Source organism: Luteipulveratus flavus (genome assembly GCF_029439465.1).
In the GTDB taxonomy this organism is placed as follows: Bacteria; Actinomycetota; Actinomycetes; order Actinomycetales; family Dermatophilaceae; genus Luteipulveratus; species Luteipulveratus flavus.
On the sequence record NZ_JAROAV010000028.1, the window covers coordinates 1 to 15,358 of the forward strand.

A 15,358-nucleotide genomic window follows, 5' to 3' on the forward strand; every position below is an offset into this window, starting at 1 on the left:
CGAGACCCGGTGACCGCGTGCACCTGGTCTCGATACGGCTCGCCCTGGGGGCTCGCCTACTCGCCCGGCGGTGGGTGCTGCTCGACCGGTGGCGCCACCCGCGTACGGGTCAGGGGTGGAGCGTGCGGGGGCGGTGGACGGCCGTCGGACCGTGCGCGTCCAGGCGCGGGTCGAGGAGGTCCTCGACGCCGTCCGGCACGTGCGCCGGGTCGTGACCGGCCTCGACGATCGCGTTCTGCTCGTCGACGAACACGATGCGCGGCTCCAGGCTGCGGGCCTCGGCGTCGTCCACCACGGCGTAGCTGATGATGATCACCAGGTCCCCGGGGCTGATCAGCCGAGCGGCGGCGCCGTTGATGCCGATCACCCCGGAGCCCGCCGGTCCCTCGATGACGTACGTCGTCAGGCGGTTGCCGTTGTCGATGTCGACGATGTCGATCTGCTCGCCGGGGAGAAGGTCGGCCGCCTCCATCAGGTCCTTGCTGACCGTCAGCGAGCCGACGTAGTGCAGGTCCGCCTGGGTGACGGTGGCGCGGTGGATCTTGGACTTCAGCATGGTGCGCTGCATCGGGGCCTCCGGGATCGCGGTGACAGCCGGTCAACGGTATGTGAGCGGAGGGGCGAACGCGAATCGACGGACCACCTCCCGCGAAGGTCGCGACGCGCCCGCCGCGGGCCCCAGGTGTACTCGCGAGTAGCCCGGATGGCAGCATGGGCGGCGGTGACCTAGCCCACAGCGGACGGAGTTCACGATGCAGCGCCGGCTCAGCCCCGACGACGCCGCGTTCCAGCAGCGGATGCGGACGTACTTCACCACCGAGTTCCCCGCGGACCTGCGCGAGCGCTGGTCCGCCGGCGGCGAGCCCGACCCGGAGGTGATCCGCGCCGCGCAACGCCGCCTGCACGAGGACGGCCTCGCCGTCCCCCACTGGCCGGCCGAGTACGGCGGTCAGGACTGGACGATGCTCCAGCGTCACATCTACCTGCAGGAGATGCAGGCCGCCTCCGTCCCGCCGCCGCTGGCGTTCAACGCCAACATGGTCGGCCCGGTGATCGCGGCGTTCGGGTCCCAGGAGCAGAAGGACCGCTTCCTCCCGCCGACCGCGAGCCTGGACATCTGGTGGTGCCAGGGCTTCTCCGAGCCGGACGCCGGCTCCGACCTCGCCTCCCTGCGGACGACCGCGGTCAAGGACGGCGACGAGTGGGTCGTCAACGGTCAGAAGACGTGGACCACCCTCGGCCAGCACGCCGACTGGATCTTCGCGCTCGTGCGCACCGACCCGGACGCGCCGAAGAAGCAGATGGGCATCTCGTTCCTGCTCATCGAGATGAGCAGCCCCGGGGTCACCGTCCGGCCCATCCAGCTGATCGACGGCGGCCACGAGGTCAACGAGGTCTTCTTCGACAACGTGCGCGTCCCCGCCGACCAGCTCGTCGGCGAGGAGAACAAGGGCTGGGACTACGCCAAGTTCCTGCTCGGCAACGAGCGCGTCGGCGTCGCGCCGGTCGGCTCGATCAAGCGCCGCCTCGCCGAGGCGAAGGAGTGGGCCGGCACCGTGAGCACGGACGACGGCACGCTGCTGGACGACCCCCTGCTCGCCGCGCGCATCGCCGAGCTGGAGTGCCAGGTCCTGGCCCTGGAGCTCACCGTCCTGCGCGTCGCCGCGAACTCCCGTGAGGGCAAACCGGATCCCGCGTCCTCGATCCTGAAGCTGCGCGGCTCGCAGCTGCAGCAGGATGTCCTCGAGCTCGTCGTCGACATCGCCGGGCCGGCCGGTCTGCGCTGGGACGACACCTCGTGGGAGGGCCTGGCCGCCCCGACGTACCTGAACTTCCGCAAGGCATCCATCTACGGCGGGTCCAACGAGGTGCAGCGTCAGGTCATCTCGTCCGGGATCCTTGGGCTGAGGGGCTGACATGGACTTCTCGATCGACTCCGAGCAGAAGGCGCTGCGCGACGCCGTCCGCGAGCTCGCGTCCCGGCACGCACCGCAGCACGGTCAGGGCGATGCACCGGTCGGCCCTGCGACCCACGACGCCGACACCTGGTCGGCCCTCGCCGAGGTCGGCGCCCTGGGCCTGCCCTACCCCGAGGACGCCGGCGGATTCGGCGCCTCGGCCGTCGAGGTGGCCGTCGTCGCGTCCGAGCTCGGCCGTGCGGGCGTCCTCACGGCGTACGCCGAGTCGCTCGTGGCGGGTTCGCTGCTCGCGCAGGCGGGTCACGAGCTGCTCGGCGACCTGACCGAGGGATCGGCGCTGGTCGTCCCGGCGCTCGCCGAGCCCGGTCGGGCCTGGTCGCTCGCGTCCTCGTCGGTGCAGGCGGAGGACTCGACGCTGACCGGTCGCAAGGGCCCGGTGCCGTACGCGGACGCCGCCTCCCACGTCATCGTCCCGGCGACGGAGGACGGCGCTCTGGCGCTCTACCTGGTCGAGTCGCCGACGGTGGAGAACGGTCACGTCGTCCTCGACAGCACCAAGGCGACGCGGCTGCTCGACGCCTCGGCCACCGCGGGTGCGCTCGCTCAGGCGGTGAACCTGGGGACGGTCGCCCTGTGCGCCGAGGCTCTCGGCACGATGGACGCCGCCACCACGATGACCGTCGAGTACCTCAAGACGCGCAAGCAGTTCGGGGTGCCGCTGATGACGTTCCAGACGCTGACGCAGCGCGCCGCCGACATGTACGTCTCGCTCGAGCTGGCGCGCAGCACCGTCCAGTTCGCGGCCATGGCGATCGCCGACAACCCGGAGGACTCGGCCACCGTGTCGCGCACGAAGGTGGTCACCGGTCAGTCCGGCCGGCACATCGGCCAGGAGGCCATCCAGCTGCACGGCGGCATCGGCATGACCGCCGAGTACGCCGTCGGTCACCTCACCACGCGACTCACCGCGATCGAGCGGACCTACGGCGACACCCGCCAGCACCTGGCCGCGCTCGCCGCGGGTCTGTCCGACCACGGACAGGTCGACGTCCTGGCCTGAGGCGGGCCGCTCACCCGGTCCCCTGCCGCGCCCAGGGTTCGTCCCGGAGCAGCACTGCGTCCTCGCTCGGGGCGGGGGTGGGCCAGACCTGCAGGAGATGCCGCTCACGGGGATCGCCGGGGTTCGGGTCGAACGGATCCGGGACGACCAGGTCGTAGTCGAGAGCACGGCCGATCGCGTGGGCACGCACGGCGTACCAGCCGGCTCCCGCCGGGAGCTCGAGCGCGTCGAACGGCTTCGGCGGCCAGTCCATGAGAAGGAAGATCGACGCCGTCTCCGCGGTCGCCCGGAACGAGCTCTGCCCGATCACCTCCCACGGCTCGGATGCGTCGATCTGCGCCGGCGGGGCGTCGAGCAGGTCGATGGTCAGAGCCACCGTTCCCGTCGCGATTCCCGTCGTCACGCAGATCGCCCCACCCGAGGGCACTGCGGCCACCAGCCCGCACGCGTCCTGCCCCATCGGGTACTCCGGGAAGAAGTCATCGACGTTCGCGTCGAGATAGAACTGATGATGGTCGACGCCGGTCAGGGCGCCCGAGATCCTCACTGCGCCAGGATGACTCACCCCGCTGCCTGGCGGGGCCGACGCACCGGGATCTCTCCTGACGAGCGCTCGCGTACGCGTTGTGGTGATCCCACCGAGGCGCTATATTCGTACACACGTTCGAACTCAGGGGGTGCGGGTGAACAGGTCAACGGCTCAGCGACTGCCGGGCATCACCAAGGCATCTGGCCTGCCGTCCCACGTCGCCGCGTGGCTCGACCAGCTGACCGGTCCTCCTGCTGCCGGTGGCGCCGACCTGTCGCCGGAGGCGACTCGGGCAGCCGCCGCGGCGCTGATCGCCGCAGCACAGGGAGTTCAGGCGTGGGCCGAGGCTGCCGAGATCGATGCCGTTCAGCGCCTGGTGGGCGGGATCGAGGACGACCTCGCACTCGACCTCGGCCAGCACGAGCGCCGTTCGACACCGCAGACCCGTCGGGCGCTGGCACGCACGGCGGCCGCGACAGAGCTGCAGCTGCTCACCGGCTCGCCGCTGGGTCAGTGCCGTGACCGCATCGCTCTGGCCACCGCTACGCGTGAGCGCGCCGGCGGCCTACGAGCACGGATGGCCGCGGGGACGGTGTCCGCCTGGCGCGCCACGACGCTGCTCAAGGAGACGCGACACCTCGACCCGCTCACGGCCGGCGCCGTCGCCGCCCGTGTCCTGGCCCCACTCGGCTGGGTGGGGCAGCCGGCGCTCGACGGCTCTCCCGCGGATGCGTGGCCCGGTGAGAGCGGAGACGAGCTCGCCGCAGTTCTGACGCAGAAACCGCTGTCGCAGAGCACGTTTCGACGTCGCCTCGCACGTCAGGTCGCGCTCGCCGAGTCAGCCACCGTCTACGGCGCTCGGCGTCATCGCGAAGCGGTGAGCGCACGCGACGTGCGCACCGAGCCCGGCCGCCACGGCGTGGCCGAGACGGCCGTCACCGCTTCACGTGAACGGGCGTTCGCCGCGCAGCAGCGCGTCACCTCGATCGCCCGGTCGGCCCGGGCCGCGGGCGACCCACGCACCCTCGCGCAGCTGCGGTCCGACATCGCCACCGATCTGCTGATCCGCGGCCAGGTGCCCGGCGATGTCCTCCTCGCCGATGCCCCGGCGGCCCAGCTCCACGTCGTCGTGAACCTCGCGACGCTACTGCCACCCGCCGCGACCAGCACCTCTGCCGCCGCGGACGGCGTCGCATACAACGGCGCGGACGGCGACGCTGATGACGGCGCAGGGAGCCTCTCCCCCGCCCTCGGCACGGGCGTCGGCGAGGTGCCCGGAGTCGGGTTCCTGAGCGCGGCGCAGGTCCGGGCGGTCGCGTGCGCGCAGGGCTCGACCTGGCGACGCCTCGTCACTGATCCGATCACCGGCGCGGTCATCGACGCCGCGTCCACCTACCGCCCTCCCGCGCCGATGCGACGGCTGGTGCAGGCTCGGGACCAGCGATGCCGAGCCCCGGGCTGCGAGCATCCCGCCGTCGAGTGCGACCTCGACCACGACACCCGATGGCGCCCCGGAGCGCAGAATGTTGCCGACGGCGCGACCCATCCGGACAATCTGCACGCGCTGCACCGCGCCCACCATCAGGCCAAGACCCGGGGCTGGTGGCGGTCGGAGCAGTCCGACGACGGAGACGTCATCTGGCAGACCCTCACCGGATCGGCCATCACGACACGCGCCGCGAATCTGCATGCGCTGGAAGATCTCAGCGCCGTCGCGCACTCCCGGATGGAGGTCGCGCTCGCCGCGTTGATCGAGGACGCCGCCGATCCGGCTCCGCTGACCGCAGAGATGGCCGCGATCCGTGATGCCGTGACCACCCGCCGCACCACCCACGAGGACGCACCGGACGAGGAACCATCGGACGAGAAACCATCGGACGAGCGGCCGGACGATCCAGCGCCGTTCTGACGACCCTGTGGACAACGAAGGGAGCAGACCGCGGGGAGCGACCATCCTGCCGGCATGGGAATCCGCTACTACGCACATGCCGTCCTGCCGCACAACGTCCAGGCCGAGCAGGAGCTCCTCGACGGCTACTACCAGCGAGCCCCGCTCATGCAGCGCCTCTCGCTGGAGAACCCCGACCACGACTGTGACCTCGACAAGGCGTGGTCCCGCCTCCAGCGCCTCCTCGAGCCGCAGGACGACGAACCGCCTCGTGCCGCGTACCGGTTGTTCGAGGGGCAGGTGATCATGGCGAACGAGGGCGAGCACTGGCCGTACATGCGCGTGGTTGGGCCGGCGGAGGTGGTCACCGGCGCGGCAGACCTCGCGACCGTCACCCGCTTCGACGTTCGCGCCGCTGTGCACACCGGACGGATCCGACCGGACGACGAGGACGAGGTCGCCCACTTCCTCGGGCGTGCGCAGCGCTACTTCGCGCGCGCTGCCGAGAACGGCTGGGCGGTGAGCTACACGATCGCCTGACTCGCGGTCACGCCCGCTCGACGACGAAGCGCGGCTTCTCCGCCAAGGACCGCCCCACCACGCAGTAGCGCTCGACCGACATCGCCAGACGCGCGAGCTGGGCGTCGTCGGCGTCGGTGTCCAGCGAGGCCGTCACGACCACGTCCGTCACGCCGACGGGTGCCGCTCGGTCGATCCCGAGCGTGCCGCGCGCGTCGAACACCCCGTCCGCGCGCAACCGCGCCGAACGGACGTCGAGCCCCATCGACGTGCAGACTGCCCGCAGCGTCACGCCCGCACATCCGAGCAGAGCCTCCAGCAGCATGTCGCCGGAGCACGCGTCGCTGCCGTCACCACCGGTCGCCTCGTGCAGACCGGCCCGAACCGGCCCGGCGAACCCGTCGATCGTGGCGGTGACGCCCGGATCGCGGAAGTCCCCACTCGCGCGGACGGGGGTCCGGGCGGCGTCGGGGTCGGAGACGTACCTCTCGCGCAGCGGCGCCTGCGCGGCCTTCAGCTCAGCAGCGTCCATGCCGCCATGATCGCTCAGCGCTCTCCTCGACGGGCGAGGAACACCCACTCGCGGCCGGGCCGGTCAGGGGCGTCCCGCACCTCATCCACGGTCCACCCTTCATCGGCCAGCGACGTCTCGACCTCGCCCCGGGACCGGAAGCGCAGGGTCGACGTCGACTCCAGCCGCTCTCCCGCGTCCAGCACCATCGTGCCGCGAAAGGTCACCAGCAGCGGCGCCGCGCGCGATGGCGCCTCCGGGTCGCCCGCCACCTCCAGCAGGTCCTGCCACGCCTCGGCGACGCCCTCCGCCGGAGCGACCGCGTACGTCTGCTCCCGGACCCAGGACTCCCACGCTCGGTACGCCGGCACCCGCGTCTCGAGGACGAGGTGCCCGCCCGGCCGGACCCGCTCGTACGCCGCCGCCAGCGTCTCCCGCCACGAACGGTCGTCGACGAAGACCTGCGCGACGTTGGCGGTCATCACGGCGAGGTCGACCTGCATCGGCGGCAGGGACGGTGTCTCCCCGACGAACCAGCGGACCCGCTCGGCGCCCGGCTTCGCCCGAGCCAGGTCGACGGACGCCGCGGCCGGGTCGACACCGATGACCTGCACCCCTCGCCGCGCCAGGAGGCACGCGAACGTGCCTGTGCCACAACCGATGTCGAGCACCTGGCGCGCGCCGAGCTCGTCCACGAGGGCGGCATAGACGTCGAGATCGCTGCGGTCGGGATCGAGCGCGTCGTAGTGGCGAGCCATCCGGGGGTCGGCGAAGGCGGCATCAACCATGCCCTCACCGTAGGAACCGCGCAGGCTCCCGGCACCCGGTTATCTCAGCGGCGTCGAGCCGGTGCCGCGGGAGGTGCAGGCGGCGACAACCGGCCGTCGTGCAGCAGCGAGCCGGCCTGCTTGAGCGTGCGCGCGATGAGGGTCACCTCGACCTGACCGACGCCGCGCAGCGATCCGAGGTCGTCGGTGACGAACCGGTACAGCTCCTCGGCCGACCGGAACGCCGCACTCACCACGAGGTTGAAGCGCCCGGTGGTGGCGCCCACGAACATCACGTGGTCATGGCTCGCGAGCGCCAGCCCGACCTCGTGCAGGTCACCCGGCGCGACGGTGAGGCTGACGAACGCCGACGTCGGGTAGCCGAGCTCGCGCATGGCGAAGTCGATGTCGAGGTACACCACACCCGCCCCGAGCAGCTGGGCGAGCCGGCGCGTGACCCGCCCCTCGCTCCACCCGGTCGCCGCGGCGAGCGCCGCGTACGTCGCTCGCCCGTCGACGGCCAGCTCGGCCAGCAGCGGCTCGTCCTCGGGAGTCAGCTCGACCGGGCGCTCCCCGGTACCGGACGGCGCGGCGGGCTGGGTGGCCGTCAGCCGCTCGACGTCGGAGCCCGGGAGCAACCGGCCGCCGAGCCGCCAGTCGTGGGTGGTGGACCCGCGGAAGACGTGCAGAAAGGCGTACGCGTCGATGGAGAGCACCTGGGTCGTGCGAGGCAGCTGGTCGAGCATCAGCGCGTCCCGGTCGGCCTCGCTGCGCGAGCGCAGCACGCAGATCAGCTCGGTGCCGCCGGTCGCCACGGTGACCCAGCTGACGTCGGGACGGCGGGCCAGTGCCCGCCCGATCTCCGTGGTCGCCTGGGGCCGGCACCGCACCCGTACGCCCCAGCCGGTCTGGCCGAGGCGGACCGGGTTCACCAGGCCGACGACCCGGACGACACCAACGGACCGCAGCCGACGGAACCGGCGGGCGACGGTCTGCTCGGACACCCCGAGCACGTCCGCGACGACCGCGAACGGCGCTCGCGGCGCCACCTGGAGGCAGTGCAGGATCCGGACGTCGAGGTCGCCGATCTGGATCTTCTCACTGCCGTCGACCGTGGCCATGACGGAAATCTACGCCGACGGGCTGCTGGCTAGGTCGCGGCGGTGCACCGGTCGATCCTGATGGTGCGCCCGCGGCAGCCCGCGAACGACACCTCTTCGGACCAGGAGACCTCCCTTGCGCAAGTGGCTACCCCTCACCACGATCTGCATCGGCACGCTGATGCTGCTGGTCGACGTGACCATCGTGAACGTCGCCCTGCCAGACATGGCCGGTGACCTCGACACCTCCTTCACGGCCTTGCAGTGGGTCGTGGACATCTACGCCCTCGTGCTGGCGGCGCTGCTGATGAGCGTCGGCAGCCTCGCCGACCGGCTCGGCCACCGGCGCACGTACGTGGCCGGGCTGGTGCTCTTCGCCGCTGCCTCTGCCGCGTCGGGCCTGGCCGGCTCACCGGGGGTGCTCGTCGCCGCGCGTGGTGCCCAGGGCCTCGGGGCCGCCGCGATGTTCGCCACGACGTTCGCCCTGCTCAACTCCTCCTACTCCGGCCGTGACCGCGGCACCGCGTACGGCATGTGGGGCGCGGTCTCGGGCGCCGCGGCGGCGATCGGCCCGATCGCCGGCGGACTGCTCACCGAGCACCTGTCGTGGCGCTGGATCTTCTTCGTGAACCTGCCGTTCGCGCTGCTGGCCGTCGCCCTGTGCTTCCGGGTGCTGGACGCCGACACCGACGGTCGCCGGACCCCGCTGGACGTGCTCGGCATGCTGACGTTCACCGCCTTCGCCGGCACGCTGACGTACGCGCTGATCCGGGCGAACGAGGACGGCTGGGGCTCGACGTCGGTGCTCGCTCTCGTCAGCGTGAGCGTGCTCGCCCTGGTGGCGTTCGTGGCCCTGGAGGCGCGGCTGCCGCACCCGATGCTCGACCTGTCCCTGCTGCGCAGCGGTGCGTTCGTCGGCGCGCTGATCGCCGGGTTCGTCCTCACGGCCGGAGCGTTCGCCTACCTGACGTACGCCTCGATCTGGATGCAGTCGGTGCTCGGCATGTCACCGGTCGAAGCCGGTCTGGCGTCCCTGCCGCTCGCGGTGGCGTCCTTCGTGACGAGCGCCAGTGTCGGCCGGCTGCTGCACGGGTCGCGCACCTGGCTCGCGGTGGGCGTGGGCATCGTCCTCACCGGCGTCGGCGGGCTCGCCGTCGCGGCGCAGCTCGGCGCGGGAGCCGACTGGAAGGCGCTGATCGCGGGAATGACCATCTCGGGCGTCGGGGTCGGACTCGCCGCCCCGACGATCAGCTCAACCGCAATGGCCGCCGTATCGGCCGCGCGCGGTGGCATGGCCGCCGGAGCGGTCAACACCGCCCGCCAGCTCGGGTTCGCTCTCGGCATCGCGGCTCTGGGGAGCGTCTTCTCCGCCCGGATCCACGCCACGCTGCAGGACCGTGCGGTGCCGCGCGCGTCCGACGTCGCCGACCTGGTGGCGGGCGGTCAGTCGCGGATCGCGCTCGCGCACGCACCGGCCGAGGTCCGCGGTGCGCTGGAGTCGGCGGTCCGGCTGGCCTCGGCCGACGGGCTGCGGACGACGGCGCTGGTCGCCGGCTTCCTCGGCGTGGTCGGCGGCGTCGTGGCGGCGATGCTGATCCGGCCCCGCCCGCAGGCCGCACCCGAGGCGGAGGGCGCTCAGCGCGAGGAGACGCTCGCCGTCTGAGGTGGTGCCGGCGGCTCGGTCGCGGCGAGCAGACGCTCGCCCAGCGCCCGGGCCGCCCGGCGCACCGGCTCGCTGCCGACGACCCGGAACGGCGCGGGGAGGACGGCCAGCTGTTCGGCGTACCACGCGGGATTGCTGGTGCTGCCGGTCAGCCTGGTCGTCCTGGCGTCGATCGCCTCCAGCCGTCCGATGGCTCGGGGCGTGCAGCGGCGGACGAGCTCCAGCGGACCGGCGATGACGACCTCGGTCTCGTGCTCCCAGCCGACGGCGAGATGGTCCTCGAGCAGGGCGACGGCGTCCAGGTCCGCCGGTGCCTCGAAGGAGTCGGCCAGCACCTCGACGGCGCGGACCCGGTCGATGCGGTACGCCCGCTGCGCGTCCACGGCGTGGGAGTGGCACAGGAGGTACCAGCGGCCGTGGCGGACGACGACCGCCCACGGCTCGACCTGCGCGGTCCACTCGGTGCCCGCCTCGGTGCGGTAGTCCAGCTGCACCCGGTACCGGTCGACCGAGGCCTGCACCAGCGTGCTGGTGACCGCAGGGTCGGGCCGCGCCGCGGAGCGGTCGACCGCCGCGGCGGCCCGCTGCCGGACCACCTCGGCCTGGGCCGCGACCGGCTCCGGGAGGGCGCGCACGATCTTCCCTAGCCCGCTGCCCACCGGGTCGGTCGGGTCGCCCGCCGCGTGGTGCCCATCGAGCACCGCCATCACCAGGCCGAGCGCCTCGGTCGCGCTGAACATCAGCGGCGGCAGCCGCAGGCCCCGGCCGACGCGGTACCCGCCGTACGGGCCGCGCTCGGACTCGATCGGGATCTCCGCCTCGCGCAGGATCGCGACGTAGCGCCGCGCGGCACGCTCGGAGACGCCGAGCTTGTCCGCGAGGCGTTCGGCGCTGATGCCGGGACTGCCCTGGATGAGCTCCAGCGTGAGCAGCGCCCGGGCGGTAGGGCTGGTCTCCGCTCTCACCATGGTGTCGCCCTCATCCTGCGTCTCCCTGATCCGGAAGGGACTCGTCCGGAAAACACCGTAGCCTCACCCCATGACAGCGGTGGAGGTCATGGAGTTGGAGGTGACCGGCGAGGTCTGGCACTGGCGCGGGCCGGCGCCGTACCACTTCGTGACGGTGCCGCCGGAGCAGTCGGAGGAGATCCGTGAGGTCGCCGCCGAGGTGACGTACGGCTGGGGCATGATCCCCGTCCGCGGTCGGCTGGGCGCGACAGAGTTCGAGACCGCGCTATGGCCTAAGGACGGCGGGTACGTCATCCCCCTGAAGGACAGGGTCCGAGCCACCGAGAGCATCGAGCTGGATGACGTCGTGACCGTCACCCTGACGATCATCGAGCGTCACTGACCCACCGCCCGTCGCGGGCGAGTACACCTGAGGGGTGGACTGGTTCGCCGCGGACGGGTACTGGATGGGGCGCCTGCTCTTCCAGCGCTCGCTCGCGGTCGTCTACCTGGTGGCGTTCGTGTGCGCCGCGAACCAGTTCCGGGTGCTCATCGGTGCGCAGGGCCTCACGCCGGTCCCGGCGTACCTGAGGCGTGCGTACGGCCGTCGTTCCCCGACGCTGTTCCGGGTGCGCTACTCCGACGGCCTCTTCGCCGCCGTCGCGTGGGCCGGCGCGGCGGTCTCGGCGGCGCTGCTGCTCGGGCTGGCCGACCTGCTGCCGCTCTGGGCGGGCATGCTGCTGTGGCTCGTGCCGTGGGTGCTGTACCTGTCCATCGTCAACGTCGGACAGGTCTGGTACGGCTTCGGCTGGGAGAGCCTGCTGTGCGAATGTGGTTGGTACGCGGTCTTTCTCGGCAACAACGATGTCTCACCACCGTGGCTGGCGCTGATCGCGCTGCGCTGGCTGCTGTTCCGGCTGGAGTTCGGCGCGGGGATGATCAAGATGCGCGGCTCGCACGTCTGGCGCGACCTGACCGCCCTGTACTACCACCACGAGACGCAGCCGATGCCAGGCCCGTTCAGCTGGTACTTCCACCACCTGCCCAAGCCGCTGCACCGCGCGGAGGTGCTGGCGAACCACGTCACCCAGCTCGTGGTGCCGGTCCTGCTCTTCCTCCCTCGCCCGGTCTCGACGGTGGCCGCGGTCGTCATGATCGTCACCCAGCTGTGGCTGATCGCCAGCGGCAACTTCTCCTGGCTCAACTGGCTGGCCGTCGTCATCGCGCTCTCGGTGGTGCCGGACTCGCTGTGGTCGCGGGTCGGCCTCTCGGCCAGCGGCACGGCCTCCTCGCCCGCGTGGTTCGAGGCGGTCGTGATCGCGTTCGCGGCGGTCGTGCTGGTCCTGAGCTGGTGGCCGGCGCGCAACCTCGTCGCCCGCCGGCAGCTGATGAACGCCAGTTTCAACCGGCTGCACCTGGTCAACGCGTACGGCGCGTTCGGGTCCATCACCCGCGTGCGTCGCGAGATCGTCGTCGAAGGCAGCGACAACCCGTTCGAGGACGACGCGTGGCGCGAGTACGAGTTCAAGGGCAAGCCTGGCGACCCGTGGTACCGCCCGCGCCAGTTCGCGCCGTACCACCTGCGGCTGGACTGGCTGATGTGGTTCCTCGCGCTGGACCGGACGTCCCACCTGTCCTGGTTCATGCCGTTCCTGCGCAAGCTGCTCGCCGGCGACGAGGCGACGCTGAAGCTGTTGCGGCACAACCCTTTTCCCGACGCACCGCCTCTGGCGATCCGCGCGGTCGTCTACGAGTACCGGTACACGACGCGAGCCGAGCGACGGGCCACCGGCGCGTGGTGGCACCGCGAGCGCTGCGGTGAGCTCGTCCCGCCGATGAGCCTGTGATGCGCGCTCGCGGACTTGCTCAACGGGTCCACTTGTTCAATGGGGTCCATGAGGATCGAGCGCATCGTCCCGGACCTGACCGTCACCGACCTCGCCGCCGCCGTGCGTGAGCACCGGGCCGTCCTCGGGCTGGAGGTCGTCATGGACCACGGCTGGATCGTCACGCTCGCCGACGAGGAAGGCAGGCAGCTGAGTCTGATGACCAAGGACGCCGGTGCGCCGGTCAACCCCGACGTGTCGGTCTTCGTCGACGACGTGCGCTCGGCGTACGACGCTGCGGCGGCAGCCGGCGTCGAGATCGTGCACCCGCTGACCGACGAGGAGTGGGGCGTCACGCGCTTCTTCTACCGCGACTCATCCGGTCGCGTCATCAACGTCGGCATGCACACCTGAGTCCCAGACCAGGTTGATGGAGCGCTGGAAGGTGTCGTACCCGGCGCGGGCGAACGCCTTCGCCATGGGGACGTTGCCGACGTCCGTCGAGGCCCTGATCCGGTCCACGCCCTCGGCGGCGAGGATGCGAGTGCCCTCGGCCAGGATCTCGTCGATGTAGCCGTGCCCGCGGTGAGCGGGCAGCACACCGATGTACGCGATGATCGGGTTGTAGGTGTTGTGCGCCGGGACGCCGAAGCCGACCGGGCCGCCACCGTCGGGCAGCTCGGCGATGCGCCACCACTTTTGCGGACTCTCGTACGTGACCAGCTCGTCGTCGTAGTGCTGCTCGGCCGCCGCTCGCGCGCTCAGCCCGGACGCCAGGTCCGCCTGGCCGTGCGCGTCGAGGGTGCCCTCCATGACCGGGGTCATCAGGGCGAGCAGGTCCTCGCGGCCGGCCACCGGGCGGAACACGAGTCGTCCGTCGGGCCTCGGGAGTGGGGAGGGCGATGCCCACTGCAGCCGCAGCCGCTCGACCAGCAGCCGGGCGCCAGTACTCTCCAGCACGCGCGTCCGGGACTCGACGACCTCGCGGGCTGCGGGGTCCTCGCGCCAGTCGGCGGGGAGGAAGCGGCCGTACTCCGGTAGCCGCGCTCCTGCCCGGAACACGGCGGCTACCGCCGTCCGGAACAGTCGTAGGCCGATCTCGTGGCGCTCAGCCCTGGGCAGGCTGTCGTCGACGTCGAAGACGTCGAGCTGCTGCGGTGCGTCGCCGCCCGGGGGCGTCCACCAGGCGAGCCGCGCGAGGAGGCGGTCGCCGTCCAGAGCGACCCAGGTCCAGCCGGGCTGTCGGCACCCGTTCGCGAAGTCGTCGGTCAGCTCGTGGTCCAGGACGTAGGAGAGCCGGCAGAAGAGGTCGATCTCCTCGGGGCCGGTCAGCGGTCGGTAGGTCACGGATGCAGTGGTCAGGTCGGCTCCTGTGATGCGGGCGGTGCTCGAGGGCGGGGTCGCCTGCAGCGTGCCGGGGATGCGAGGTCCCGAGCAACCGATTACTGATGCACGCCGGAAGCGGCCGTCACCACGTCGCGCGCCATGGCGAGCGCCCGGTCAAGCGCCGCGTCGTCGCCGAACAGCTCGCGCCGGCCGTTGGCGGCATTGAGGTAGGCGTCGATCCGGAACGCGTCGCCGGCCGGGTCCGTCGCGCCGGCCGTCGCCAGCTCGGCCTCCAGCAGGTCCAGCCACTCCCGCTTGAGGCGGCGTACGGCGTCGGCCACGGGGCCCTCGCGGTGGCCGTACTCGACGGTGGTCGCGGCGATGAAACAGCCGCCGGGAAAGACGTACGCGCGCAGGTACGCGACCCACGCGTCCAGCAGCGCGCTCAGCCGTGGCACGCCTGGCTCGCGGTCCCACACGGGCGCGATGACGGTCTCCCGGTAGATGCGGCGCGCCTCGGCGACGGCGGCGACCTGGATCGCCTCACGGCTGCCGAACACGGTGAGGATGCCGCTCTTGCTCAAGCCGGTCGCCGACGCCAGTGACCCGACGGTGATCGAGTCGAGCCCGTGCGTGGTGGCGATCTTCGCCGCGTGGCGCGCCGCCGTACGCCGGGTCGCGTCTCCCCGCGCCCGGCGGCCGTCCATGGTCATCGCCCCAGGCTACGCGACCGATCGGACGTGAAGTCGGCTACGCTCGGCGACGACACCAGTACGACCGTTCGGTCGCATATCGAGGGAGCCCGTGATGATCACGTTCGACGACCTGGCCCTGAAGCACAGCGTCGAGATCGATGCGCCGCCCGAGCGTGTCTGGGACCTGGTGCGCGACGTGCGGCGGATCCCCGAGTGGAGCCCGCAGGTCGAGTCGACACGTCTGCGGGCCGGCTGGGACGACATCGCCCTCGGCACCGAGTTCACCAACCGCAACGTCGCGGGCGAGGTCGCGTGGGTCACCCACGGCGAGATCGTCAGGTACGACCCGGCGCGCGAGGTGGCGTTCCGGATCGCGGAGAACTGGGTGATCTGGTCGTTCGTCGTCGAGCCGCTCGGTGCGGACCGCACCCGTCTCGTCCAGCGCCGTGAGACACCGGACGGCGTCTCCCCCGACGCGGCCCGCTGGGTCGCCAGCAACCTGGGCGGGCTGGAGAGCTTCGGCAGCACGATACGCGACGGTGCACGCCGGACACTGGCCGGCATCAAAGCCGCCGCCGAGGCCTGAGCCCTTCTCTCGTCAGGAGACC

17 protein-coding genes are annotated in these 15,358 nt (G+C 71.9%); 9 read left to right on the plus strand and 8 right to left on the minus strand.

Features of this window, described 5'->3' with window-relative positions; genetic code table 11:
* Positions 1 to 109: 109 nt before the first annotated feature.
* Positions 110 to 568, minus strand: a complete 459-nt coding sequence (panD, locus tag P4R38_RS08695) for an aspartate 1-decarboxylase (protein ID WP_275236539.1) — start codon at positions 566 to 568, stop codon at positions 110 to 112.
* Positions 569 to 752: 184 nt separating this feature from the next.
* Here panD and P4R38_RS08700 point away from each other — a divergent pair, with 184 nt between their 5' ends.
* Together P4R38_RS08700 and P4R38_RS08705 are read left to right on the plus strand one after the other, a co-directional pair.
* The gene (locus tag P4R38_RS08700; RefSeq protein ID WP_275236540.1) at positions 753 to 1,916 is read left to right on the plus strand and encodes an acyl-CoA dehydrogenase family protein; all 1,164 of its coding nucleotides are present in this window, start codon (positions 753 to 755) and stop codon (positions 1,914 to 1,916) included.
* 1 nt (position 1,917) lies between these two features.
* Complete coding sequence (locus tag P4R38_RS08705) at positions 1,918 to 2,979, plus strand: acyl-CoA dehydrogenase family protein (protein ID WP_275236541.1); 1,062 nt, start codon at positions 1,918 to 1,920, stop codon at positions 2,977 to 2,979.
* Positions 2,980 to 2,989: 10 nt separating this feature from the next.
* Here the strand turns inward: P4R38_RS08705 and P4R38_RS08710 are convergent, their stop codons facing one another.
* A complete protein-coding gene (locus P4R38_RS08710) occupies positions 2,990 to 3,526 on the minus strand; it encodes a hypothetical protein (protein WP_275236542.1) in 537 nt (178 codons plus the stop codon).
* A gap of 136 nt (positions 3,527 to 3,662) precedes the next feature.
* On the opposite strand from P4R38_RS08710, the gene P4R38_RS08715 reads away from it, so the two are divergent.
* Together P4R38_RS08715 and P4R38_RS08720 are read left to right on the plus strand one after the other, a co-directional pair.
* On the plus strand, positions 3,663 to 5,417 hold the full coding sequence (locus tag P4R38_RS08715) for an HNH endonuclease signature motif containing protein (protein ID WP_275236543.1): 1,755 nt from the start codon (positions 3,663 to 3,665) through the stop codon (positions 5,415 to 5,417).
* Between the two features lie 54 nt (positions 5,418 to 5,471).
* On the plus strand, positions 5,472 to 5,936 hold the full coding sequence (locus P4R38_RS08720; protein WP_275236544.1) for a DUF1877 family protein: 465 nt from the start codon (positions 5,472 to 5,474) through the stop codon (positions 5,934 to 5,936).
* 7 nt (positions 5,937 to 5,943) lie between these two features.
* On the opposite strand, the gene P4R38_RS08725 is transcribed toward P4R38_RS08720, so the two are convergent.
* Genes P4R38_RS08725 through P4R38_RS08735 form a run of 3 tightly spaced genes read right to left on the minus strand, consistent with a single transcriptional unit; the run spans position 5,944 to position 8,314 of the window.
* The gene (locus tag P4R38_RS08725) at positions 5,944 to 6,447 is read right to left on the minus strand and encodes an OsmC family protein (protein WP_275236545.1); all 504 of its coding nucleotides are present in this window, start codon (positions 6,445 to 6,447) and stop codon (positions 5,944 to 5,946) included.
* Positions 6,448 to 6,461: 14 nt separating this feature from the next.
* On the minus strand, positions 6,462 to 7,214 hold the full coding sequence (locus tag P4R38_RS08730) for a class I SAM-dependent methyltransferase (RefSeq protein WP_275236546.1): 753 nt from the start codon (positions 7,212 to 7,214) through the stop codon (positions 6,462 to 6,464).
* A gap of 44 nt (positions 7,215 to 7,258) precedes the next feature.
* Positions 7,259 to 8,314 carry an Lrp/AsnC family transcriptional regulator gene (locus P4R38_RS08735; protein WP_275236547.1) on the minus strand — a complete coding sequence of 352 codons (1,056 nt, stop codon included), beginning with the start codon at positions 8,312 to 8,314 and terminating at the stop codon, positions 7,259 to 7,261.
* A 115-nt stretch (positions 8,315 to 8,429) separates the two neighbouring features.
* On the opposite strand from P4R38_RS08735, the gene P4R38_RS08740 reads away from it, so the two are divergent.
* Positions 8,430 to 9,956 (plus strand): MFS transporter, encoded by a 1,527-nt coding sequence (locus P4R38_RS08740; RefSeq protein WP_275236548.1) that lies wholly within the window; start codon positions 8,430 to 8,432, stop codon positions 9,954 to 9,956.
* On the opposite strand, the gene P4R38_RS08745 is transcribed toward P4R38_RS08740, so the two are convergent.
* Positions 9,929 to 10,924: a helix-turn-helix transcriptional regulator gene (locus P4R38_RS08745; RefSeq protein WP_277191856.1), complete on the minus strand. Its 996-nt coding sequence runs from the start codon at positions 10,922 to 10,924 to the stop codon at positions 9,929 to 9,931. The two genes, P4R38_RS08740 and P4R38_RS08745, sit on opposite strands and share 28 nt — an antisense overlap.
* A gap of 70 nt (positions 10,925 to 10,994) precedes the next feature.
* On the opposite strand from P4R38_RS08745, the gene P4R38_RS08750 reads away from it, so the two are divergent.
* From P4R38_RS08750 to P4R38_RS08760, 3 genes are read left to right on the plus strand one after another with little or no spacing between them, the layout of a single operon-like run.
* The gene (locus P4R38_RS08750) at positions 10,995 to 11,306 is read left to right on the plus strand and encodes a DUF1905 domain-containing protein (RefSeq protein WP_277191857.1); all 312 of its coding nucleotides are present in this window, start codon (positions 10,995 to 10,997) and stop codon (positions 11,304 to 11,306) included.
* Between the two features lie 34 nt (positions 11,307 to 11,340).
* A complete protein-coding gene (locus P4R38_RS08755; protein ID WP_277191858.1) occupies positions 11,341 to 12,750 on the plus strand; it encodes a lipase maturation factor family protein in 1,410 nt (469 codons plus the stop codon).
* Positions 12,751 to 12,798: 48 nt separating this feature from the next.
* Positions 12,799 to 13,143, plus strand: a complete 345-nt coding sequence (locus tag P4R38_RS08760; RefSeq protein WP_277191859.1) for a VOC family protein — start codon at positions 12,799 to 12,801, stop codon at positions 13,141 to 13,143.
* Here P4R38_RS08760 and P4R38_RS08765 read toward each other — a convergent pair.
* A complete protein-coding gene (locus P4R38_RS08765) occupies positions 13,105 to 14,076 on the minus strand; it encodes a GNAT family N-acetyltransferase (protein WP_277191860.1) in 972 nt (323 codons plus the stop codon). The genes P4R38_RS08760 and P4R38_RS08765 overlap by 39 nt on opposite strands.
* Before the next feature lie 95 nt (positions 14,077 to 14,171).
* Positions 14,172 to 14,768: a TetR/AcrR family transcriptional regulator gene (locus P4R38_RS08770; protein ID WP_277191861.1), complete on the minus strand. Its 597-nt coding sequence runs from the start codon at positions 14,766 to 14,768 to the stop codon at positions 14,172 to 14,174.
* Between the two features lie 94 nt (positions 14,769 to 14,862).
* Between P4R38_RS08770 and P4R38_RS08775 the strand changes: the two genes are divergently transcribed.
* Positions 14,863 to 15,336, plus strand: a complete 474-nt coding sequence (locus P4R38_RS08775; protein ID WP_277191862.1) for an SRPBCC family protein — start codon at positions 14,863 to 14,865, stop codon at positions 15,334 to 15,336.
* Positions 15,337 to 15,358: the final 22 nt, after the last annotated feature.

What these genes read in the sequence shown, in the direction of transcription:
- P4R38_RS08705 (WP_275236541.1), top strand. Translation starts at nt 1,918, where the DNA reads ATGGACTTCTCGATCGACTCCGAGCAGAAGGCGCTGCGCGACGCCGTC.
- P4R38_RS08730 (WP_275236546.1), bottom strand. Translation starts at nt 7,214, where the DNA reads ATGGTTGATGCCGCCTTCGCCGACCCCCGGATGGCTCGCCACTACGAC.
- P4R38_RS08775 (WP_277191862.1), top strand. Translation starts at nt 14,863, where the DNA reads ATGATCACGTTCGACGACCTGGCCCTGAAGCACAGCGTCGAGATCGAT.
- P4R38_RS08770 (WP_277191861.1), bottom strand. Translation starts at nt 14,768, where the DNA reads ATGACCATGGACGGCCGCCGGGCGCGGGGAGACGCGACCCGGCGTACG.
- P4R38_RS08700 (WP_275236540.1), top strand. Translation starts at nt 753, where the DNA reads ATGCAGCGCCGGCTCAGCCCCGACGACGCCGCGTTCCAGCAGCGGATG.
- P4R38_RS08735 (WP_275236547.1), bottom strand. Translation starts at nt 8,314, where the DNA reads ATGGCCACGGTCGACGGCAGTGAGAAGATCCAGATCGGCGACCTCGAC.
- P4R38_RS08745 (WP_277191856.1), bottom strand. Translation starts at nt 10,924, where the DNA reads ATGGTGAGAGCGGAGACCAGCCCTACCGCCCGGGCGCTGCTCACGCTG.
- P4R38_RS08750 (WP_277191857.1), top strand. Translation starts at nt 10,995, where the DNA reads ATGACAGCGGTGGAGGTCATGGAGTTGGAGGTGACCGGCGAGGTCTGG.
- P4R38_RS08720 (WP_275236544.1), top strand. Translation starts at nt 5,472, where the DNA reads ATGGGAATCCGCTACTACGCACATGCCGTCCTGCCGCACAACGTCCAG.
- P4R38_RS08760 (WP_277191859.1), top strand. Translation starts at nt 12,799, where the DNA reads ATGAGGATCGAGCGCATCGTCCCGGACCTGACCGTCACCGACCTCGCC.
- panD (WP_275236539.1), bottom strand. Translation starts at nt 568, where the DNA reads ATGCAGCGCACCATGCTGAAGTCCAAGATCCACCGCGCCACCGTCACC.
- P4R38_RS08725 (WP_275236545.1), bottom strand. Translation starts at nt 6,447, where the DNA reads ATGGACGCTGCTGAGCTGAAGGCCGCGCAGGCGCCGCTGCGCGAGAGG.